Source organism: Streptomyces mauvecolor (assembly GCF_039532965.1).
Classification (GTDB): Bacteria; Actinomycetota; Actinomycetes; order Streptomycetales; family Streptomycetaceae; genus Streptomyces; species Streptomyces violascens.
In genome coordinates this window covers 91,930-113,678 of the sequence record NZ_BAAASQ010000005.1, presented here as the reverse complement: position 1 = coordinate 113,678, position 21,749 = coordinate 91,930, and the positions used below count along the sequence as shown (strand labels likewise).

Genomic DNA, 21,749 nt, shown 5'->3' with positions numbered 1-21,749 from the left:
AGGCCAGGAACCGTGCTGGAAGAGGTGGAGCGCTGGCTGAGCAGGCGTTCCTGGTCCGCGACGGAGCGGCCGGTCGAGCGGATCCTGGCCGCGAAACAGCGCACGGGTACGACCGTCAGTGTCGTGCTGCCCGCCCTCGACGAGGAGGCCACCGTCGGTGACATCGTGGCCGCGATCCGGCGCGAGCTGATGACCGATGCGGTGCCCCTGGTCGACGAGCTCGTGGTGATCGACTCCGGGTCCGGCGACCGTACGGCCGAGGTCGCGGCGAAGGCCGGCGCCCGGGTCGTCCACCGGGACGCGATCCTGCCCCGCATACCCGCGCTGCCCGGCAAGGGCGAGGTGCTGTGGCGCTCGCTGCTCGTGACCAGCGGCGACGTCGTGTGCTTCATCGACGCGGACCTGAAGGACTTCGACGCGGGATTCGTCTCCGGGATCGTCGGGCCGCTCCTGACCGACCCGGACGTGGACTTCGTCAAGGCGATGTACGACCGCCCCTTCGGCGGGACAGCGGGCCAGGGGGGTCGGGTCACCGAGCTGGTGGCGAGGCCGCTGCTCAATCTCCACTGGCCCCAACTGGCCGGAATCGTCCAGCCGTTGGGCGGCGAGTACGCGGCCAGGCGCTCGCTCCTGGAACGGCTGCCGTTCCCCGTCGGGTACGGGGTGGAGCTCGCGCTGCTCGTCGACGCGCTGCACACGGTGGGGCTCGACGCGCTGGCGCAGGTCGACGTGGGCGTACGCAAGCACCGCCACCAGGACGGGCAGGCGCTCGGCCGGATGGCCGCCGCGATCTACCGCACCGCGCAGCTGAGGCTGTCCCGGGGCCATCTCGTACGGCCCGAGCTGACCCAGTTCGAGCGCGGTGAGCACGGCTTCGTGCCGCACACGTACGCCGTGGACACCGAGGAGCGGCCGCCCATGCGGGACATCGAGGAGTACGCGGTGCACCGGGCGGCGTAGGACGGCCGGATCCCGCTCCCGGGGGCGGGCGTACGCGTGTTTGAGGGGTTGCGGGGCGGGCTAGGTTCCGCAACATGGTCACCGCGCACGCCGCCCCCAGGGCCCAGGTACTCGTCGCGTCGAATCGCGGCCCCGTCTCGTACGCGCTGAAGGAGGACGGGTCCCTCGAATCGAAGCGGGGCGGGGGCGGGCTCGTCTCCGGATTGAGCGCGATCGGCTCCGACGTGGAGTCGGTGTGGGTGTGCGCGGCGCTGGGCGAGGGTGACCGCGAGGCGGTGCGGCGCGGCGTGGGTGAGACGGGCGTCCGGATGCTGGACATCGACCCGGCCGTCTTCTCCGACGCGTACAACGGCATCGCGAACTCGGTGCTGTGGTTCGTCCAGCACATGCTGTACCAGACACCCCTTGAGCCGGTCTTCGACGCGGAGTTCCGGCGGCAGTGGGCGTCGTACGAGGCGTACAACCGCGCCTTCGCGGAGGCGCTCGCGGTGGAGGCAGCGGACGGGGCGCGCGTCCTGGTGCAGGACTACCACCTCGCTCTTGTGCCGGGGATGCTCCGCTCGCTCCGCCCCGATCTGCGCATCGCCCACTTCTCGCACACGCCGTGGGCGCCGGTGGACTACTTCCGGATGCTGCCGGACGACATCGCGCGGCAGCTGCTGCGGGGAATGCTGGGGGCGGACCGGCTGGGGTTCCTCACCTGGCGGTGGGCCTCCGCGTTCGCGGAGTCGGTTTCGGGGGTGCTGGGGGCGGACGAGGGCGAGTGGGTCGGCTCGCCCGGCGGGGAGGAACGGGTTTTCTTCCGGCACGGGACGGGTGGGGAGCGGGCCGCTCGCGAGACCGACCTCGCCGTGCATCCGCTCGGCGCGGACGGCGACTTCCTGCGGCGGCGGGCGCACGAGGCCGATGTCGAGGAGCGGATGGCCGCCCTGCGCGAGCAGATCGGGGAGGGCCGGCGGACCATCGTGCGGGTCGACCGCACGGAGCTGTCCAAGAACATCGTGCGGGGGCTGCTGGCTTACCGGCATTTGCTGGACACGCACCCGGAGTGGCGGGAGCGGGTCGTGCACGTGGCCTTCGCGTATCCCTCCCGGCAGGATCTGGCCGTGTACCGGGAGTACACGGAGGAGGTGGGGAGGGTGGCTGCCGAGATCAACTCCGTTTACGGCGTGCCGGGTTGGACTCCTGTCGTCCTTCACGTCCAGGACGACTTCGCCCGGTCGCTCGCCGCTTACCGGCTCGCGGACGTCGCCCTCGTCAACCCCGTCCGGGACGGCATGAACCTCGTCGCCAAGGAGGTTCCGGTGGTGTCCGACTCGGGGTGCGCGCTAGTGCTGTCGCGGGAGGCGGGGGCGGTCGCGGAGCTCGGGGAGGACGCGATCGTCGTGAACCCGTACGACATCACGGGGACGGCTGCCGCGTTGCACGCGGGGCTGAGCATGGCGGAGGAGGAGCGGGCCGAGCGGACCAAGCGGTTGGCCGCGGCGGGGACCGCGGTGCCGCCTCGGCGGTGGTTTCTGGGGCAGTTGGAGGGGTTGGGGGGCTAGGGGGGGGCGATTCCCCGCCTGCTCGTCGCCCGGGGGCGGGCGGCCCGAGTCGCCCACCCCCGGCCGGGGCTACATGTGGGCGGCCAGGGTTCGCAGGAACGTCGTCACCGACGCGGGGCCGGTCAGCAGCAGGTCTGCTCTCTCCGCCAGTTCCGCGATCACCGTGTCCGCCGCCACCAGCAACCCCGGCATGCCGTCCGAGCGGAGCTTCTCCACGGCGGCGATCGCGGGGAGGTCGCCCAGGTCGTCGCCCACGTACAGGACCGACTCGGCGCCCACCTCGCGTATGTACGCGGAGAGCGCCACCCCCTTGTCCATGCCGGGGGGCCTCAACTCCAGTACCAGGCGGCCGGGTTCGAGGACCAGGCCGTGGTGGGCGGCCAGGTCGGCGAGGGGGGTGCGGAGGGCGTCGAAGGCGGCCTGGGGGTCCTGGGCCCGGCGGGTGTGGACCGCGACGGCCTGGCCCTTCTCCTCGATCCAGGTGCCGCGCCAGGCGCCGTGCGCGTCGAGGACCCCGGGGAGTTCCGCGCGGGCGGCGGCCACGCCGGGGTGGGGGGCGGGGGTATGGACGGTGCCGGTGACCGCGTCCCAGCGCTCGGCACCGTAGTGGCCCAGGACCACGAGGTGCTCCAGGCCCGCTACGCCCGCGAAGCCCCCGTACCGGACCGCGACCCCGGCCGGCCGGCCGGTGACGACTGCGACGGATGCGACGTGCGGGGCCAGCGCGGCCAGTGCGGGTACGGCGTCGGGGTGGGCCCGGGCCTGCTCGGGGTCGGCGACGATCTCGGCGAGCGTGCCGTCGAAGTCGATCGCGACGACGGCGTGCTCCGGGCGCGTCAGGATCGCGGCGAGGCCGTCGCGGCCGAGCTGGGTGGCGGGGGTCGGCAGGGGTTGCGGCGGTTGGCTTCCCATGCGGCCGACCCTATCGGGGTCCGGGCGGGTGGGGGTGGGTGCACGTATGGCGCAACGGCGCGTGCGGTCAGCGGCGGTCGCGCTGTTCGTCCCTGGCTCGGCGCAGGCGGTTGACGGTTACGGGGGCGTGGGCGAGGGCGCGGGTGTCGTCCAGGAGGGCGTTGAGGAGCTGGTAGTAGCGCGTGGGTGAAACCCCGAGCTCCTCCCGGATGGCCCGTTCCTTGGCCCCCGGGGTGGGCCAGGCCCGGCCCTCCATCCGGAGCACGGCCCTTGCGCGGTCGTCCAGGTCATCTGCCATGCGCTCCACGGTAGCCCTGGCGGGGCGGGCGGGGCGCGGGGGCGGGGCGCCGGATGCCTGGCGGGGTGCAGGTTCGGCGGGGTGCGCCGGGGCTCCGCCCCGGGAGCCCCGGGCCCGCCGATGCCGAGGCACGGGCCAACCCCCGGGGTTTGGGGCGCACCCCCAAGGAACCCGGAACTATTCCGCGTTCTCCGCGTCCATCGCCACCTTCGCGATGTCCTGGAGGACCGCCTTCGGCGAACCCCCCGGCGCCACGGCCGTACCGATCTTCTTCTTCACCGTCTCGCTCACCTTCGGCCACGACGTCTTGCCGACCGGGGGCAGCTCGGACGTCGGCAGGGCGTCCAGGAAGGGCTTGAGGTCCTTGTGCTTGGCGTCCGCCGCCATGGCCGTGGACGCCGACACCGTGGACGGCAGCAGGTCGTACTGGTCGGCGAACTGCAGCACGTTCTGGTCGGAGAACGTGAAGTCCAGGAACTTGCCGATCTGCGCCCGGTGCCCGCCCTGCTTGAAGCCCATAATCCAGTCGGCGACGCCCATCGCCGCCTTGGCCTTGCCGCTCGGCCCGGGCAGCGGCACCATGCCGAACTTGATGCCCTTCTTCTTCGCCTGCTCCATCAGCGAGGGATGGCCGTTGAGCATGCCGACCTCGCCCTTCGCGAACGCGTCGAACGCGTCCTGCCGGTTGAGCTTGGCGGGTGCGACCGGGCCGGTCAGCTCGGGCTCGACCAGGTTGGTCTTCAGCCAGTCGAAGGTCTGGATGTTCTCGGGCGAGTCGATGTCGTAGCCGTCGACGGTGTTGGTGTAGCCGCCGTTGCCGCTGAGCATCCACATCATGGTCTCGGCCTGCGCCTCCTCGCTGCCGAGCGGCAGCGCGAAGGGGGTCTTCACACCCTTGGACTTGAGCACCTTGGCGTCGGTGGCGAGCTCGGCCCAGGTGTTCGGCGGCCGGATGTGGGCCTGGTCGAACAGCGTCTGGTTGTAGAAGAGCAGTCGCGTGGAGGCCACGAACGGCATGCCGTACTGGACGCGCTTGACGTTGCCCGCGTCCGCCAGCGGCGCCAGGAAGTTGGCCTCGGTGGGGATGGAGAGCAACTGGTCGACGCTGTAGAGCTTGCCGCTCGCCGCGTAGTCGGAGTACGCGCCGATCTGCGCGATGTCGGGGGCGTTGCCCGCCTTGACCATCTCGGCGACCTTGGCGTCGACGACGTCCCAGGAGAAGATCTGGACGTCGACCTTGATGCCGGGGTTCTTCTTCTCGAACGCGTCGACAACGTTGTGCCAGTACGTCTTCGTACTGCCGCCGCCGGATATGTCGTAGTCGGCCGCCACCAGCTTGAGGGTGACGTCGCCGGAACCGCTCTGCCCGCCGCATCCCGAGAGCACTGCCGTCATGCCGAATGCGGCCACCGCCGCGGTCAAGCCCAAGAGGCGCCTGCGCACGCGCTATCCCACCCTCGTCGTGATCCTGGCGGATCCAGTCGGTCCCCCGTGACGTCCTGTATGTGAGCTGCGATTTTCCCTCATACGGGGGAATGAGGTCTACACCAGTCGCATATCGCTTCCGCAACGCCCGGTGCAAGAGTACATTGGGAAATTTTGAGAGCAGAAAGCGCTTTCTCCTTCATTCGGCGAGTGGACTAGACCTTTCATGGGTGTTGGCGCGAGACTGTCCCCGTGAGACACGTCATCGCCCTGGATGTGGGCGGCACCGGGATGAAGGCCGCCCTCGTAGGGGCGCACGGCACCCTCCTCCACGAGGCGCGCAGGCCCACCGGCAGAGAGCGCGGGCCCGACGCCGTGGTCGAGTCGATCCTCGCGTTCGCCGCGGATCTGCGGGCGTACGGCGAGGAGCACTTCGGCGAGAGCGCGGTCGCGGCCGGCGTCGCCGTGCCCGGCATCGTGGACGCCGAGAACGGGATCGCCGCGTACGCCGCCAACCTGGGCTGGCGCGACGTACCCATGCGGCGGCTGCTCAGCGAGCGCCTGCGCGGGGTGCCGGTCGCGCTCGGCCACGACGTGCGCACCGGCGGCCTCGCCGAGGGCCGGATCGGCGCGGGCAAGGGCGCCGACCGCTTCCTGTTCATCCCGCTCGGCACCGGCATCGCGGGCGCGATCGGCATCGACGGCCGGGTCGAGCCGGGCGCGCACGGCTTCGCCGGGGAGATCGGCCACATCGTCGTACGGCCCGGCGGCACCGCCTGCCCGTGCGGCCAGCGCGGCTGCCTGGAGCGCCTGGCCTCGGCCTCCGCGGTGACGCTGGCCTGGGCCGGGGCGAGCGGCGATCCGGAGGCGGACGCCGCGGACTGCGCCAAGGCCGTCGAGTCCGGCGACCCCCGCGCACTCGCCGTCTGGCAGAACGCGGTCGACGCGCTCGCGGACGGTCTGGTCACGGCGCTCACCCTGCTCGACCCCCGCGTGCTGATCATCGGTGGCGGACTCGCCGAAGCCGGGGAAACCTTGTTCGTACCGCTGAGGGCCGCCGTCGAGGAGCGCGTGACGTTCCAGAAGCTGCCCGAGATCGTCCCCGCGGCCCTCGGGGACACCGCCGGCTGCCTGGGCGCCGGTCTGCTCGCCTGGGACCTCGTCGCCGGGGCCGCCGCCCCCACCACCGCTCCCGACTCCGACTCCAGTGAGGTAACCGCCTGATGGCCGCATCGCTTGTTCTCTCCGGCGCCCGCGTCGTCCTCCCGACCGGGGTCGTCGAGAACGGACGCGTGATCGTCGACGGCACCACGATCGCCGGGGCCGCCCCCGCCGACGCGCCTTCGCTCGACCTCACGGGCCACTGGGTCGTGCCCGGCTTCGTCGACATGCACAACCACGGCGGCGGCGGCGCCTCCTTCACCAACGGCACGGTCGAGGACGTCCTCAAGGGCGTCCACACCCACCGGCTGCACGGCAGCACCACCGTCGTCGCCTCCACGGTGACCGGCGAGATGGACGTCCTCGCCCAGCGCGCGGGGCTCCTCTCCGAGCTGGTCGAGCAGGGCGACCTGGCCGGCATCCACTTCGAGGGCCCGTTCATCTCGCCGTGCCGCAAGGGCGCGCACAGCGAGGGCCTCCTTCGCCACCCGGACCCGGCCGAGGTCCGCAAGCTGATGGACGCCGCGCGCGGCACCGCGAAGATGTTCACCCTGGCCACCGAGCTGCCCGGCGGCCTCGACTCGGTGCGGCTGCTCGCCGAGCACGGCGTGATCGCGGCGATCGGCCACACCGACGCCTCGTACGAGCAGACCGTCGAGGCGATCGACGCGGGCGCCACCGTCGCGACCCACCTCTTCAACGCGATGCCCCCGCTCGGCCACCGCGAGCCGGGCCCGATCGCTGCCCTGCTGGAGGACGAGCGGATCACCGTCGAGCTCATCAACGACGGTACGCATCTGCACCCCGCGGCCCTCGAACTCGCCTTCCGCCACAAGGGCGCGGGCCGGGTCGCCTTCATCACCGACGCCATGGACGCGGCCGGGTTCGGCGACGGCCTCTACCACCTGGGCCCGCTGGAGGTCGAGGTCAAGGAGGGCGTGGCGCGGCTCGTCGAGGGCGGTTCGATCGCGGGCTCCACGCTCACCCTGGACCGCGCGTTCAAGCGCTCGGTGACGGTCGACGGCATCTCGGTGGAGGACACCGTACGGGCGCTTTCGGCCAACCCGGCGCGGCTGCTCGGCCTCGACGACAAGGTGGGCTCCCTTGAGCCCGGCAAGGACGCCGACCTGGTGGTCCTGGACGCCGGCTTCGCCGTCAAGGGCGTTCTGCGCAAGGGCGGTTGGGTGGTCGAGCCGCAGCTCGGCTGAGTGCCGCCGGCGGTGATATCCGGTACGGCGGCCGGTCCGGGGTCTGGGCCTGCCGCCGTCCTTTTGACATGATCACCCCGTGATTCTGACCGTCACGCTGAACACCGCACTCGACATCACCTACCGTGTCCCCGCCCTCGTACCGCACGCGAGCCATCGCGTGGAGGAGGTCGCGGAGCGCCCCGGCGGCAAGGGCCTCAACGTCGCCCGGGTGCTCGCCGCGCTCGGGCACGAGGCGGTGGTGACGGGATTCGCGGGCGGCCCGAGCGGCGAGGTGCTGCGCGCGCGGCTCGCCGAGCTCGCGCCCGTCGACGAACTCGTCCCCATCGCGGGCGCCACCCGCCGCACGATCGCCGTGGTGGACGCGGTGTCCGGCGACACCACCCAGCTCAACGAGCCGGGCCCGCTCGTCTCGCCCGCCGAGTGGGACGCGTTTGTGGCCACGTACGGGCGCCTGCTCGACGGCGCCGAAGCGGTCGCGCTGTGCGGGAGCCTGCCGCCGGGGCTGCCGGTCGGTGCGTACGCGCAGCTGGTGCGCCAGGCCCGCACCGCGAAGGTGCCCGTGCTCCTGGACACCAGCGGCGAGGCGCTGCGGCGCGGCATCGCGGCCCGGCCCGACCTGGTCAAGCCCAACGCCGACGAGCTGGCCCAGCTCACCGGTTCGCGCGAGCCGCTGCGGGCGGCCCGGGACGCGCGCCGCCGCGGGGCCCACACGGTGGTCGCCTCGCTCGGCGCGGAGGGCATGCTCGCCGCCTCCCCCGAGGGCCTGTGGCAGGCGGCCCCGCCGGCCGCGGTGCGCGGCAATCCGACGGGCGCGGGCGACTCGGCGGTGGCCGGTCTGCTTTCGGGCCTGGTCGAGGGCCTGGACTGGCCGGGCCGCCTGACGCGCGCGGTGGCCCTGTCCGCGGCGACCGTACTGGCGCCCGCGGCGGGCGAGTTCGACTTTGCGGCGTACGAGAAAATGCTCGGCTCGGTGCGCGTGACCGAGCACGCGCACTGAGCCGAGCACAACGTCCGCGGACGCTTACGGGGCCAGAGGTTCCACAGGTTTACGAGGCCGGACGTTTTACGGGGCGCTCAGCCAGAACTGGTCGAGGTTGGCGTTGCACTGGTTGCCCTGCTCGCAGGACAGCTTGATCTCGTTGACGCCCTTGTTGAGCTGCACCAGGGCGTACGTGTTCTGCCAGCCCTTGGCCCAGTCCCCGGCCGGCGAGTGCGCGAAGTTCCTCATGTTCATCGGGCGGCCCTCGGCCTTGCCGTTGATCGTTATCGTCGCGTTCGCGTCCACGCCGGGGATGCCGTACTGCAGGTTCAGCCTGTACTGGCCCGCCTTCGGGACGTTGGGCTTCCAGGTGACGGAGGCGCCCACGTTGTTGAAGTTGCCGACGAACGCGCCACCCGTGCCCTTGGCGCCCGGCACGTTGGTGCCGACCTGCGCGGAGCCGCCGAGGGTCAGCGTCGCCGCGTCGTCCTTGGGGAGCGCGGCCGGGGCGGAGGCCGAGGCCGACGGGTCGGTGCTCGGCTGCTGCGAAGGCTGGCCGGAAGAGGACTTGCCGGGGTTGGCGGTGTCGTCCTTCTTGTCCTTGTCGCCGCTGTTGCTGGCCAGCGCCACGGCGATGCCTATGACGACGGCCGCGACCACGGCGACCGCGCCGATCAGAAGGCCCTTGGTGTTGGGTCCGCGGCCGCCGCCACCGGTCTGCTGCGGGGGCGGTCCCTGCCGGGGCGGGGCGCCGCCGGGATAGGTCTCGGGCGCCGCGTACTGGGCGGTCGGCTGCCCGTACTGCTGCTGCGGCGAGGGGCCCTGCTGCTGCGGAGGCCCCTGGTACTGCTGCTGCGGGATCTGGCCGTACTGGCGCTGACCGACCGTGCGCACCTGGTTGTACGACGTCCTGGGGACTCCGGGCTGCTGCTGCCCCACCGTCGGACCCGGGTAGCCGTAGCCGCCACCCGCGCGGGGCGGGTTGGCGCCTGTGGCCTGCCCGTCCTCATAGAGGTAGCCGAACGGATCGTCGTCCTCGGGGGTGTTCGCGCCGTTGTTGCCGGGCGTCGTCATCCGGGGTCACTCCTCACTGTCCGCCAGCCGTCGCCGACCGGCCGAGCCTACCCCGAACGGACCACTGCCCGGTCTGGCGCCGACCACACGTGATCGTTGTCCGGATTTGGTCACCCGGCGCGGCGGTGGACCTTGGAGCGAGAGCGCTTCTCGATGTACATCCGCTGGTCGGCGGAGCGCAGGACCTCTTCGACGGACATGCCGCAGCTGGCCCAACCGATGCCGAAACTGGCCCCGACGCGGACCGCGCGGCCGTCCACCCGGATGGGCGGGATGATCGCGTTGCGGAGCCGTACGGCCAGGTCGGCGGCGTCCGCGGCGCCGAGCCCGTCCGCGAGGACGACGAATTCGTCACCCCCGAGCCGGGCCACGGTGTCGCCGTCGCGCACCCCCGTGGTGAGCCGGCGGGCGACCTCGATGAGGACGGCGTCACCGGTGTGGTGGCCGAATCTGTCGTTGATCGACTTGAAGCCGTCGAGGTCGCAGAAGAGCACCGCGAGCCCCTTCGTGCCGTCGTCGATCTCGCTGTCGGGGGCCACGGTGTGGACGTGGTGGTCGTACGGTCCACCGCCGGGCAGCGCGTCGAAGTCGAAGCCGTCGGCGCGGAACGCGTGCCCGTGCGCCTCGGACTCGCCCGAGGCCGCCGGGAGCTGCCCGTAGGCCGCGTCCAGGCTCTCGGCCGCACTCGCCGGGCCGACCGAGTGCGGCCGGGGACAGAGCCGCGCCGACAGCCTCGCGCGCAGCTCGGCGCTGTTGGGCAGGCCGGTGAGGGCGTCGTGGGAGGCGCGGTGGGCGAGCTGGAGCTCGTGCCGCTTGCGGTCCTCGATGTCCTCGACGTGGGTGAGCAGGAAGCGCGGCCCGTCGGCGGTGTCGGCGACCACGGAGTTGCGCAGCGACACCCACACATACGTGCCGTCGCGCCGCCCGAGCCGCAGCTCGGCCCGGCCGCCCTCGGCGGAGGTGCGCAGGAGTGTCCCTATGTCCTCGGGGTGCACCAGGTCGGCGAAGGAGTAGCGCCGCATGACGGAGGCGGGCCGTCCGAGCAGCCGGCACAGCGCGTCGTTCGTACGGAGCAGCCGCCCGTGCTGGTCGCCGCCCATCTCGGCGATGGCCATGCCGGAGGGCGCGTACTCGAAGGCCTGGCGGAAGCTTTCCTCGCTGGCGCGCAGCGCCTGCTGCTCGCGCTCCAGGCGGACCAGCGCGCGCTGCATGTTTGCGCGGAGCCGGGCGTTGCTGATCGCAATCGCGGACTGCGATGCATACATCTGGAGCGCTTCCCGCCCCCAGGCGCCGGGCTTGCGGCCGTTGCGGGGTTTGTCGACGGAGATGACGCCCAGGAGTTCCTGCGTGCCGCCCGCGGAGTACATCGGGGCGTAGAGCCGGTCCTGCGGATGCCACTCGTCCTCGAACCGCGGGTCGGGGCCCTCCGTGTACCACTGGGGTACGTCGTCCTCCAGGAGCACCCAGCCCTCGGTGTGCGGGATGAAGCGCAGGCCGTCCCAGTCCTCGCCCATCGAAAGGCGGCGCTCCCACGAGCTGCGGGATCCGACCCGGCCGGTGATCAGGGCTTCCGCGGCGGCGTTGCCGGCGAAGGCGGCGACGACCAGGTCACCGTCGGGGCGTACGAGATTGACGCAGGCCAGCTCGTAGCCGAGTCCCGCGATGACGCCGTCCGCGACGGTCTGCAGCGTGTCCGCGAGGCTGCGGGCCGTATTGAGCTCCCCGACCACCTGGTGCAGCTGCCGCAGGGTCGCAAGACGGACGTAGGGCTCCGACTCGGTCTCCATTGCTCGCTCTCCCCGAGACCTCGACAGCAACTCCTGGCTTCAGATCGACATTCCTTTTGCACTGTCCCGCCACTGAATCACAGCGAGCTGTCTAGCCGGTACACAGGGTCAACAAATAGTGCCTTCTGTGACTCAAGTCACAGCAGATGATGGGGGGTTGGCCGTTCTTTCCGTCTTTGCCCCCTACCTTTCCTGAACGCAAACTGAGAACAGGCCGGGAACTTCGCCGAGCCCGTTGACAAGAGGGCGCGCCTCGGCCGCGAGACCTAGGCCCCACCTGGTCCCCGGGCCCGATGCGGTCCGCGGTGGCAGGAGACTAGCGTTCCGGTTGTGCTCCAGACACCCCTCACCGCCTCCCTTTCCGCACTTGCCCCGGGGACCCCTCATCCTGTGGGGGTGAGCAATGACGAGTTCCGCGCCGCGATGTCCCGGCTGGCCGCGGGCGTGGTCCTGGTGACCGCGCACGACAGCGACGACGGCCCGCGCGGCGAGGACGTCGGCATGACCGCGACGGCCTTCATGTCGGTCTCCCTCGACCCGCCCCTCGTTCTGGTCTCGCTGCGCAACGGCTCGCGGATGGACGACCTCCTCGCGGAACAGCCCCTGTGGGCGGTGTCCCTGCTCTCCGAGAGCCAGCGGCACGTCGCGGGCCGGTTCGCGATGAAGGGGCGGATCAGCGACCGCCTCCTGTTCGAGGACATCCCGTACACCAGGGGCGAGGCGAGCGGCGCCCCCCTGGTCGGCGGCGCGCTGGCGACCCTGGAGTGCCGGACCGAACAGCGCGTGACGGCGGGCGACCACACGCTCGCCATCGGCCGCGTCCTGACGGCGCACCTGCCGAGCGCGGAGGGCGGGCCGCTGACGTATTTCCGGGGGCGGTACCGGCAGTTGGGGTGACCGGAACACACCCTCCCGACCGGTTTATCCGGATCAAACCATTCCGTTTGTGTCTGTGACACAGCTGTCACAGAAGCCCCTTTTCTCCCTCCCGTCCCCCTGCATAAGCTCCGTTTACACGCCGGGCACACACACTTCGCTGTCCGGACACATTCCGCGTACGCCATCCACGTACGCCCATGTCCTGGGGGGGACCATGCGCAACACCCGTATGTCCAGCCGCGCTCGCCGTATCGCGGCCTGCACGGCGATCGCCGTCGCGGCGGGCACGCTGCTCAGCACTCCGGCGCTGGCCGAGGACAAGGGTCCGGGGGCGCCGAAGGCCGCGGCCACCACCAAGGTGAAGCCCCGGTTCGACGTCGACGGTGACGGCAAGGGCGACATCGTCGTCCGCTCCGAGGCGGGCCTTTCCACCTACCGCAACGACAACGGCACGTACGTGTCCGCGCCGCTGCTCACCGACCAGTCGCACGCGGACATCAACAGCCTGATGACCCCGGGCGACGTGACCGGTGACGGCAAGCCCGACGTGCTGTGGACGAACCCCGTCGGCGAGCTCTTCGTCCTCCCGGGCGGGACGGACAAGCCGGTCAGGCTCAGCACCGGCTGGAACGTGTACGACAAGATCGTGGCGGTCGGCGACGTGACCGGCGACGGCAAGAGCGACCTCATCGCGCGGAACCGCACCGGCGACGTGTACCTGTTCGCGGGCAAGGGCAGCATCGACTCGCCGTTCGAGAACGGCGTCAAGGTCGCCTCGGGCTGGGGCGACTACGACCAGATCGTGGGCGTCGCCGACGCGGACGGCGACGGCGTGGGCGACGTCTACGTCCGCACGGTCACCGACGACCTCCTGTTCATCGGCGGCACCGGCAACGCCGCCAAGCCGTTCAAGGCACCCGTCGCCCTCGGCGCCGGCTGGCACTCCTACAACCAGCTCCTGAGCGCCGACGACCAGGACGGGGACGGCCTCTCCGACCTGCTGGCCCGCACCGAGAGCGGCGACCTGTACCTGTACAAGGCCCTCGGCAACGGCGCCTTCGCCGCCCCGGTCCTGGCCGGCCGCGGCTGGCAGTCCGCGGACGTCCTCGGCAACGCCGGAGGCAGGCAGGCCGTCGGGAAGAACAAGTTCCTCTCGATGAGCGGCGACTTCGCGAACGAGTTCCGCCGTACGAAGAACGACGGGCAGTTCGGCATCTCCGTGCCGTGGCAGGCCGGCGTCAACGGCGGCCAGTTCACGGTGGGCCTCGCCAATTCGCTCAACGACTCGGGCGAGCCCGCCCGCCTCCAGGTCGCCGACGGCCGGCTCTGGATCGACAGCTACGGCAAGGACGCCGTCAGCCTCGGCAAGGGCTGGGACGCGTACACCTCGCTCATCGGGCCGGGCGACCTGAACGGCGACGGCCACGGCGACCTGCTCGCCCGCGACAAGTCGGGCGTGCTGTGGGAGTACCTCGGCGACGGCTCCGGCACCAGGTTCTACCCGCCGGAGCGGCTCGGCGCCGGCTGGAACGAGTACAACAAGCTCGTCGGCTCCGGCGACGTCAACGGCGACGGGCGCGCCGACCTGCTGGCCCGCGACACCAACGGACACCTGTGGTTGTACCCGGGCACCGGTGACCCCCAGTACCCGTTCGCCGGCCGCAAGGACCTCGGTGGCGGCTGGAACGGCTACACCAGGCTCGCGGCCGTCGCCGACGCGACGGGCAACGGCACCACCGACCTGATCGCGATCGACGCGTCCGGGCAGGGCTACCGGTACGACGGACAGGGCACCTACGGCGGCAAGTTCAAGCCGGCCGGCTTCCTGGGCGGCGGCTGGAACGCGTACAACGAGCTGTTCTAGAGCGGCACAGCCATAGCGGCACGGCGGCCGCAACAGTGCGGCCGCCGTGAGGCGGGGCAGACGTCGTGAGGCGGGGCGGATCGGGCGGACTGGGCCTACCAGTCCCGTCCCGACCGCCCCTTCTTCGTCTGGGCCCGCTGCTTCTTCTCGCGCAGGCGGCGCTCGTTGATGCCGCGCGGGATCTTCGTCGCGCGGCGCGGCTTGGGCGGCGGGGCGGTGGCCTCGGCGAGGAGGGAGGCCAGGCGCACCGCGGCGGTTTCGCGGTTGCGCCACTGCGAGCGGTGCTCGGAGGCGCGTACGGAGATGACGCCGCCCACCAGACGGCTCGCGAGCCGGTCGAGGGCGCGGGACTTCCAGACCTCCGGCAGCGCCTCGGTCCGCGCCAGGTCGAAGCGGAGCTCCACCTGGGAGTCGCTGGTGTTGACGTGCTGGCCGCCGGGCCCTGACGACCTGGAGAAACGCCAGATCAGCTCGGCCTCCGGGAGGGAGACGGAGCCGCGGATGACATAGGGCCCGGACATGTCATCCATGGTGACGGGTGCGCGGCACGGCGTCACCCGCTTTTCCCCCGCACCTTCCCCTCCCCCCTCGCCTTCGCCCTCGCCGCCCCTTGTCGGCCTCTTGGCAAAGAAAGCAAAGCGGGATGGAACCTCACGGTCCCCTGCCGACGTTATGGGGAATGACGGTAGCTTCGGGACGGCTCGAAGCCCGCACATCACGTAGAAGGGGACATCCCATGGCTGTAAGCCTGTCCAAGGGCGGCAACGTCTCGCTCACCAAGGAGGCCCCGGGCCTGACCGCCGTCACGGTCGGCCTCGGCTGGGACGTCCGTACCACCACCGGCACCGACTTCGACCTCGACGCCTCGGCCATCGCGGTGAACGCGACGGGCAAGGTGTACTCGGACGGTCACTTCGTCTTCTTCAACAACAAGTCGACGCCGGACCAGACCATCGTGCACACCGGTGACAACACCACCGGCCAGGGCGAGGGCGACGACGAGGCGATCAACGTCAACCTGGCGGGCCTGCCCGCCGACGTCGACAAGATCGTCTTCCCGGTCTCCATCTACGACGCCGAGACCCGCTCGCAGAACTTCGGCCAGGTGCGGAACGCCTACATCCGCATCGTCAACCAGGCCGGCGGCGCCGAGATCGCCCGCTACGACCTGAGCGAGGACGCCGCGACCGAGACCGCGATGGTCTTCGGCGAGCTGTACCGCAACGGCGCCGAGTGGAAGTTCCGCGCCGTGGGCCAGGGTTACGCCTCGGGCCTGGTCGGCATCGCGCAGGACTTCGGCGTGAACGTCTGACGCCCCCGCTGACGCGGATGAGGTGCCCCCGGCGTTCGCGCCGGGGGCACCTTCTCGTTCACCCCGGAGGCACCTCAGGTACATCCGGCGTCTCAACTCCCCCTCCTGCGGCTTGAATTAGTCGGTCAGCGGACAGCAACGACCCAGTTTCGGACACGATCAAGCCAAATATTTGTCGGGTCTCTGTCAAGAAGTAGTCATCAGCTGGCAGTCTCCAACTCGCCCCCACGGAACGAGTGAAGGAGACCACCGAGTGCGAACCACTCTGCGTGCCGCCGCTCTTGCTGCATCCGCCGCCATGGTCGTCGTCGGCGTACAGGCCGGCTCGACCGCCGGCGCCACCGACCGCGCCGCCGGTGCCACCGCCCTGGACCTCAGCACCGCTCAGCGTGCCGACGCCCTGCGCACGGCCCAGGACGCAGCCCCCGCCACCGCCCAGGAACTCGGGCTCGGCGCCAAGGAAAAGCTCGTCGTCCGCGATGTGATCAAGGACGCCGACGGTACGGTCCACACCCGCTACGAGCGCACCCTGGACGGGCTGCCCGTCCTCGGCGGCGACCTCGTCGTGCACACCGCGAAGAACGGCGCCCTCAAGGGCGTCGACAAGGCGACCGACGCGAAGATAGCCGTCGCCACCACCACCACGCTCAAGGCCGCCCCCACCGGCTCGCGCAAGGTCGTCTGGGCCGCGGACGGCAAGCCCGTCCTCGCCTACGAGCGCACCGTCACCGGCACCCAGCCGGACGGCACGCCGAGCCGCCGCGACATCGTCACGGACGCCACCACCGGCGCCCAGCTCTACTCCCACGAGGAGATCGAGACCGGCACCGGCACCAGCGAGTACTCCGGCACGGTCACGCTCGGCACCACCAAGAGCGGCTCGACCTACAGCCTCAACGACGCCTCGCGCGGCGGTCACAAGACGTACGACCTGAAGGGCGGCAGCTCCGGCACCGGCACGCTCTTCACGAAGTCCACCGACACGTGGGGCAACGGCTCGCCGTCCAACCGCGAGACCGCCGCCGTGGACGCCCACTACGGCGCGGCCGAGACGTGGGACTTCTACAAGACCGAGCTCGGCCGCAACGGCATCGCGGGCAACGGCAAGGCCGCCTACTCGCGGGTCCACTACGGCAACGCGTACGTCAACGCGTTCTGGGACGACAGCTGCTTCTGCATGACGTACGGCGACGGCGCGGGCAACAAGAAGCCGCTCACCGCGCTGGACGTGGCCGGGCACGAGATGAGCCACGGCCTGACCGCCGCCACCGCCAAGCTGAACTACAGCGGGGAGTCCGGCGGGCTCAACGAGGGAACCAGCGACATCTTCGGCACCTCGGTCGAGTTCTACGCCAACAACGCCTCCGACAAGGGCGACTACCTCATCGGCGAGAAGATCGACATCAACGGCAACGGCACGCCGCTGCGCTACATGGACAAGCCCAGCAAGGACGGCGCGTCGGCCGACTACTGGTCGAGCGGGGTCGGCAACAAGGACGTGCACTACTCGTCCGGCGTCGCCAACCACTTCTTCTACCTGCTGTCCGAGGGCAGCGGCGCGAAGACGATCAACGGCGTGAACTACAACTCGCCGACCTCCGACGGCTCCAAGGTCACCGGGATCGGCCGGGTCAAGGCGTACAAGATCTGGTACAAGGCACTCTCCACGTACATGACGTCGACCACCAACTACAAGGCCGCGCGCGCCGCGACCCTCAAGGCGGCGGGCGACCTGTACGGCACGACCAGCACCGAGTACAAGACGGTGGCGGCCGCCTGGACCGCCGTCAACGTGAAGTGACCGGTGTGAAGTAGCGGATCAACCCACCTGGTTCTACGGGGAGTCGGGCTTCCCGTCCCCGTAGAGCCAGGTGTCCCACACCGCCGAGAGCTTGTGCCCCGCCTCCGCGTCCACGAAGCGGGTGAAATCCTCGGTCGAGGCGTTGGCGTGCCGGTGGGTGCGCACCCAGTCCTGGACGAGCGTGTAGAACTTCTCGTCGCCGACGGCCTCCCGGATCTTGTGGACGACCATGGCGCCGCGTACGTACACCGGCCGCCCGGACACCTCGGCGGCGGTCGGCGGCTCGGCCGGCGGGAAGGCCCAGATCTCGTCGCCGTCGCCCTTGGCGTACTCCTCCTCGAACTGCTGCTGCGCGCTCGGCCCGCCGTGGTCCTCGGCCCACAGCCACTCCGAATACTGCGCGAAGCCCTCGTTCAGCCACATGTCGCGCCACACCGCCGGGGTGACCGAGTCGCCGAACCACTGGTGGGCGAGCTCGTGCACGAGGGTGCTCAGATCGAAGTGGTCCAGCGGTATCACCGGCCGGTTCTGCGTCTCAAGCGCGTAGCCCGAGGCCTTCTCCGGCGCCACGATCACGCCCGTGGACGAGAACGGATAGGGCCCGAAGTTGAGTTCCTCCCAGGCGATGATGTCCGGGATCCGCGCGACGACGCCCGCGGTCTGCTTCTTCACACCCGGGTCGACGGCGTTGTAGATGGGAATGCCGGACTTGGTCGTCCCCTTGTCGTCGATCTCGTACGGCCCGATGGCGACAGTGGCGAGGTAGGTGGCCATCGGCTCCTTGACCCGCCAGCTGAAGGTGCTGCGGCCCCCCTTGCTGAGCTTCGACACCAACTCACCGTTGGAAACGGCCTGTTGGCCGTCCGGCACCGTCACCTTGATGTCGTACGTGGCCTTGTCGCTCGGGTGGTTGTTGGACGGGAACCAAGCCATCGAACCGGCCGGTTCGCCGAGCGCGAGCACGCTCCCGTTCGGCGACTTCAGCCAGCCCTCCTCGGAGCCGTCGAGGTCCGTGATGGTCTTCGGGCTGCCCGAGTAGCGCACGTACGCGGTGAACGTCTCGCCCCGGGCGAGGTCGGTGTGGGGGCGCAGCGTCAGCTCGTCGCCGGCCCGGTTGACGGCGGCGGGCTCGTCGTCGACGGTGGCGCCCTCGACGTCCATCCCGGCGAAGTCGAGGGTGAAGGCGCTGAGGTTCTTGGTGGCCCGCGCAACGATGGTGGCCCCGCCCTTGAGGTGCCCGCTCGCCGGGTCGTAGTCGAGGTCGAGGCTGTAGTGCTGGACGTCGTAGCCGTCGCTGCCGAGCTTGGGGAAGAGCCCGTCGCGCGTGCCGGAGGAGCCGGGGGTACCGGTCACGCCGCCGGTGCAGGAGGTGATGACGAGGACGGTGAGCAGCGGGACGACGGCGAGGCGGGTGCGGCTCGCCCCGCGCGGGTGCGATGCAGTCCGCCTCTCCGGTCGTGTGTCCACGCCTGTGATCCTAAGGGCGGCGGCCGCGGCTCACTTGTCGAGGGCGGCAACTCCCGCCCGGGCGAACTTCTCGTCGAGGTCGCCGCTCGGGGCACCGGCCACGCCGATACCCGCGACGGGCGCGCCCTTCGCCTGGACGGGGGCGCCGCCCGCGAGGAACAGGGTGCCGGGGATGTCCTTGAGGTTCGGGGCCTGGGCGAGGCGCTTGGCCAGCTCGGAGGTGGGCGCGTTCCAGGAGACGGCGGTGTACGCCTTGCGCTCGGCCGACTCGGGCGACTGCGGCCCGGCGCCGTCGCCGCGCAGGGTGACGAGGGTGTTGCCGTTGCGGTCGACGACGGCGACGGACACCTTCTGGTTCTCCTTGCCGGCGGCGTCGAGCGCGGCCTGGGCGGCCTTGGTGGCGGCGGCGACGGTGAGGTGGGTGGAGGTGGTGAGGTCGTGGGCGCCGACGCCCGGGGTGGACGCGGCCGGGCCTGCGGCACTGGCGGAGACGGCGCCGAAGGTTCCGGCGGCGGCGATGGCGAGGGCGGTGGCCCCGAGGGCGAGCCGCTTGGTCCTGGTGTTCTGCGTGCTGTTGAGGTTCATGCTTCGATCCTGGGTGCGGCGGGGTCCGCGCACGGTCGACATACCGGCTGCTCGCAGGACCCGAACCGGCTGACCTTCCCGTCGGCCGATCGGTTGATGCGGGGGTGGCCGGATCGGGTCACGATGAGTGCGGATGAGTACGTATGCGCAGGTGAGGAGGGCGGATGAGCGTCGATCCGGCTGACCCCGGGGGCGGGGCGGGGCTGCTCGGCACCGGGGGCGGGGCGGAGCACATCGACGCCCCGGCCGACAGCAGCGGCGACGGGGCGCGGGAGCCTGGCGAGCCGGCCGGTACCGGCGCCCGGGCGGCAGGCGCTCGGACGCGGGCGGGAAGCGGTGCCCTCGGGACTCCGGAGGGCGTCGAGCCTGTCGGCACCGAGCGGTGGCTGCCCGTTGTCATGCATGCCGCGTTCTTTCTGCTGCTCGGGGCCTCGCTCGCGCGGTTCCTGATCCGGCATCCCGGGGAGCCCCGTACGCCCTGGATCATCGCGCTGTCGGCCGCGCTGGCCGTGCTGTACGTGCTCGGGCCGGCGCTGGGTTCGCGGCCGACCCCGCGGCGGCTCGCGTGGCTGGGCGGGGTGGTGGCCACCTGGATGGTCCTGGTCGTGCTCGCGCCGAGCTTCGCGTGGTGCGCGGTGCCGCTGTTCTACACGGGCCTGCGCACGCTGCGGCCGCGCGCGGCGCTGGTGCTCGTCGGGGTGCTGACGGCGTTCGTCGTCACGGCCCAGGTCGAACTGTCCTCCGACGGCTTCGACCCGAACCTCGTCCTCGCACCGCCCGCCGTCGCTGCGATCGCGACGGCCGTGTTCGTCCAGATGCAGCGCCAGGCCGACCGGCAGGACCAACTGACCGCCCAGCAACGGGAGTTGATCGACGACCTCCTGCGCACCCGCCGCGAACTCGCCGCCACCGAACGCCGCGAGGGCACGCTCGCCGAGCGGCAGCGGCTCTCCATGGAGATCCACGACACCCTCGCGCAGGGCCTGTCCAGCCAGCAGATGCTGCTGCAGGCGGCGGACCGGGTGTGGGCCGCCGACCCCGACGCGGCACGCCGCCATGTCCGTACGGCGGAGTCCATCGCGGAGCGCAACCTCGCGGAGGCACGCCGCTTCGTCCACGACCTGGCTCCGGCGGACCTGGCGGAGGGCGGCGGTCTGGACGAGGCGCTGCGCACGCTGGCGGCGCGGGAGTCGGCGGAGTCGGGATCGGGGGCGGGGCCGGTCGAGGTGCGCTGCCACATCGACGGCGCGCCGAACGCCCCGCTGCCCGACCGCGTCGGCTCCGCCCTGCTGCGCATCGCCCAGGGCGCCCTGGCGAACGTACGCGAGCACGCGGGAGCGACCACGGCGGCGCTGACTCTCACCTATCTGGGCGACCAGGTGGTCCTCGACATCGCGGACGACGGGCGGGGTTTCAGCCCGGGGGCTCTTGACGTGCGCGGGGACTCGGGGGGCGGGTCTGCCCAGGGCCCTGCCGTACGGGTGGGGCCCAGCCCGGAGACCGGGCTCGCCTCCGGCGCGGGCGCGGACCCGAGGGCCGGGGCCGGGCGAGGGGCCGGCGTGCCGGCCGCCCCGGACCCGCAGGCACCCGGGGCCGGGCCCGCCCCGGGTGCCTCGGCGGACCGCAGCGCTCCTTCTCCGCGGCTCCCCGGCGTACGGGGCCACGGCCTGCCCGCCATGTACGCACGGGTGCGGCAGCTCGGCGGAAGCCTGACCGTGGAGTCGGCTCCCGGCGAGGGCACCGTCCTGTCCGCCTCGATCCCCCTGGAGCCCCGGCCATGACCGACCCCGTACGGATTCTGCTCTGCGACGACCACACGGTCGTACGCGCGGGGCTGCTCGCGCTCATCGGCAGCGAGCCGGACATCGAGGTGGCCGGGGAGGCCGGCAGCGGCGAGGAGGCGGTGGCCGCGGCGGCCAAGCTGAAGCCGGACGTGGTGCTGATGGACCTCCAGCTGGGCCCCGGCATCGACGGCGTGGAGGCGACCCGGCGCATCGCGGCGACCGGGGTGCACGTCCTGGTGCTCACCACGTACGACACGGACGCGGACATCACGCGGGCCATCGCGGCGGGGGCGACGGGCTACCTCCTCAAGGCCGAACGCCCCGAGGAGCTCTTCGCCGCGATCCGGGCGGCCGCCGAGGGGCGCACCACGCTGTCCCCGCCGGTGGCCAGCCGCGTCATGAACCAGCTCCGCGGCGCCTCCGGCCCCACGCTGACCCCTCGCGAGCTCGACATCCTGGCGCAGTTGGCGAACGGTCTGGGCAACCGGGAGATCGCCCGTGCGCTGTTCATCAGCGAGGCGACGGTGAAGACGCATCTGGGGCGGATCTACGACAAGCTGGGCGTTGACACGCGGGCGGGGGCGGTGTCTGTGGCCAAGGAGCGGCGACTCCTGCCGTAAGGCCGGGCGGAGTGCGGGTGGCCCCGCCGGGGCCCGGGGTGGCTCCCTGAGCGGGGGCGTGCGGCTGCGTTGCGCGGCGCTGG

The 21,749-nt window shown here is 71.6% G+C and carries 19 protein-coding genes; 11 read left to right on the top strand and 8 right to left on the bottom strand.

Going from position 1 to position 21,749, the window contains the following annotated elements:
* The first annotated feature begins 12 nt into the window (after positions 1–12).
* Together ABD346_RS05980 and ABD346_RS05975 are read left to right on the top strand one after the other, a co-directional pair.
* Positions 13–960 carry a glucosyl-3-phosphoglycerate synthase gene (locus tag ABD346_RS05980; RefSeq protein ID WP_344372453.1) on the top strand — a complete coding sequence of 316 codons (948 nt, stop codon included), beginning with the start codon at positions 13–15 and terminating at the stop codon, positions 958–960.
* Positions 961–1,034: 74 nt separating this feature from the next.
* Positions 1,035–2,507 (top strand): alpha,alpha-trehalose-phosphate synthase (UDP-forming), encoded by a 1,473-nt coding sequence (locus tag ABD346_RS05975; protein WP_344372450.1) that lies wholly within the window; start codon positions 1,035–1,037, stop codon positions 2,505–2,507.
* Between the two features lie 69 nt (positions 2,508–2,576).
* On the opposite strand, the gene otsB is transcribed toward ABD346_RS05975, so the two are convergent.
* The 3 genes from otsB to ABD346_RS05960 all read right to left on the bottom strand — a co-directional run bounded on the left by otsB (position 2,577) and on the right by ABD346_RS05960 (position 5,160).
* Positions 2,577–3,419, bottom strand: a complete 843-nt coding sequence (otsB, locus tag ABD346_RS05970; RefSeq protein WP_344372447.1) for a trehalose-phosphatase — start codon at positions 3,417–3,419, stop codon at positions 2,577–2,579.
* A gap of 67 nt (positions 3,420–3,486) precedes the next feature.
* The gene (locus ABD346_RS05965) at positions 3,487–3,717 is read right to left on the bottom strand and encodes a DUF3263 domain-containing protein (RefSeq protein ID WP_344372445.1); all 231 of its coding nucleotides are present in this window, start codon (positions 3,715–3,717) and stop codon (positions 3,487–3,489) included.
* A 177-nt stretch (positions 3,718–3,894) separates the two neighbouring features.
* A complete protein-coding gene (locus tag ABD346_RS05960) occupies positions 3,895–5,160 on the bottom strand; it encodes an extracellular solute-binding protein (protein ID WP_344372442.1) in 1,266 nt (421 codons plus the stop codon).
* Positions 5,161–5,394: 234 nt separating this feature from the next.
* Between ABD346_RS05960 and ABD346_RS05955 the strand changes: the two genes are divergently transcribed.
* The 3 genes from ABD346_RS05955 to ABD346_RS05945 all read left to right on the top strand — a co-directional run bounded on the left by ABD346_RS05955 (position 5,395) and on the right by ABD346_RS05945 (position 8,511).
* Positions 5,395–6,366, top strand: coding sequence for an ROK family protein (locus ABD346_RS05955; RefSeq protein WP_344372439.1), 972 nt, complete (start codon positions 5,395–5,397; stop codon positions 6,364–6,366).
* Entirely contained in the window at positions 6,366–7,511 is a 1,146-nt protein-coding gene (gene nagA / locus ABD346_RS05950) for an N-acetylglucosamine-6-phosphate deacetylase (protein WP_344372436.1), read from the top strand. The genes ABD346_RS05955 and nagA overlap by 1 nt, the downstream gene beginning before the upstream one ends.
* 79 nt (positions 7,512–7,590) lie before the next feature.
* Positions 7,591–8,511, top strand: coding sequence for a 1-phosphofructokinase family hexose kinase (locus tag ABD346_RS05945; protein WP_344372433.1), 921 nt, complete (start codon positions 7,591–7,593; stop codon positions 8,509–8,511).
* A 66-nt stretch (positions 8,512–8,577) separates the two neighbouring features.
* Here ABD346_RS05945 and ABD346_RS05940 read toward each other — a convergent pair whose 3' ends face one another.
* Positions 8,578–9,567, bottom strand: coding sequence for a CBM35 domain-containing protein (locus ABD346_RS05940; RefSeq protein ID WP_344372431.1), 990 nt, complete (start codon positions 9,565–9,567; stop codon positions 8,578–8,580).
* Between the two features lie 110 nt (positions 9,568–9,677).
* On the bottom strand, positions 9,678–11,354 hold the full coding sequence (gene cdgB / locus ABD346_RS05935; RefSeq protein WP_344372428.1) for a diguanylate cyclase CdgB: 1,677 nt from the start codon (positions 11,352–11,354) through the stop codon (positions 9,678–9,680).
* 423 nt (positions 11,355–11,777) lie between these two features.
* Between cdgB and ABD346_RS05930 the strand changes: the two genes are divergently transcribed.
* Both ABD346_RS05930 and ABD346_RS05925 read left to right on the top strand, forming a co-directional pair.
* Positions 11,778–12,251, top strand: coding sequence for a flavin reductase family protein (locus ABD346_RS05930; protein ID WP_381224995.1), 474 nt, complete (start codon positions 11,778–11,780; stop codon positions 12,249–12,251).
* Between the two features lie 211 nt (positions 12,252–12,462).
* Positions 12,463–14,097 (top strand): FG-GAP repeat domain-containing protein, encoded by a 1,635-nt coding sequence (locus ABD346_RS05925; protein ID WP_344372423.1) that lies wholly within the window; start codon positions 12,463–12,465, stop codon positions 14,095–14,097.
* A gap of 95 nt (positions 14,098–14,192) precedes the next feature.
* Here the strand turns inward: ABD346_RS05925 and arfB are convergent, their stop codons facing one another.
* A complete protein-coding gene (arfB, locus tag ABD346_RS05920) occupies positions 14,193–14,627 on the bottom strand; it encodes an alternative ribosome rescue aminoacyl-tRNA hydrolase ArfB (RefSeq protein ID WP_344372420.1) in 435 nt (144 codons plus the stop codon).
* 206 nt (positions 14,628–14,833) lie between these two features.
* Between arfB and ABD346_RS05915 the strand changes: the two genes are divergently transcribed.
* A complete protein-coding gene (locus tag ABD346_RS05915; RefSeq protein WP_100577770.1) occupies positions 14,834–15,409 on the top strand; it encodes a TerD family protein in 576 nt (191 codons plus the stop codon).
* 298 nt (positions 15,410–15,707) lie between these two features.
* Positions 15,708–17,210: a M4 family metallopeptidase gene (locus ABD346_RS05910; protein ID WP_344372862.1), complete on the top strand. Its 1,503-nt coding sequence runs from the start codon at positions 15,708–15,710 to the stop codon at positions 17,208–17,210.
* A gap of 33 nt (positions 17,211–17,243) precedes the next feature.
* Here the strand turns inward: ABD346_RS05910 and ABD346_RS05905 are convergent, their stop codons facing one another.
* On the bottom strand, positions 17,244–18,677 hold the full coding sequence (locus tag ABD346_RS05905) for a M1 family metallopeptidase (RefSeq protein WP_381224910.1): 1,434 nt from the start codon (positions 18,675–18,677) through the stop codon (positions 17,244–17,246).
* A 30-nt stretch (positions 18,678–18,707) separates the two neighbouring features.
* Positions 18,708–19,262, bottom strand: a complete 555-nt coding sequence (locus tag ABD346_RS05900) for a GlcG/HbpS family heme-binding protein (protein ID WP_344372417.1) — start codon at positions 19,260–19,262, stop codon at positions 18,708–18,710.
* 164 nt (positions 19,263–19,426) lie between these two features.
* Here ABD346_RS05900 and ABD346_RS05895 point away from each other — a divergent pair, with 164 nt between their 5' ends.
* Positions 19,427–21,043, top strand: a complete 1,617-nt coding sequence (locus ABD346_RS05895; protein WP_344372414.1) for a sensor histidine kinase — start codon at positions 19,427–19,429, stop codon at positions 21,041–21,043.
* Positions 21,040–21,666 carry a response regulator gene (locus ABD346_RS05890; RefSeq protein WP_344372411.1) on the top strand — a complete coding sequence of 209 codons (627 nt, stop codon included), beginning with the start codon at positions 21,040–21,042 and terminating at the stop codon, positions 21,664–21,666. Before ABD346_RS05895 ends, ABD346_RS05890 begins: the two co-directional genes overlap by 4 nt.
* The last annotated feature ends 83 nt before the right edge of the window (positions 21,667–21,749 follow it).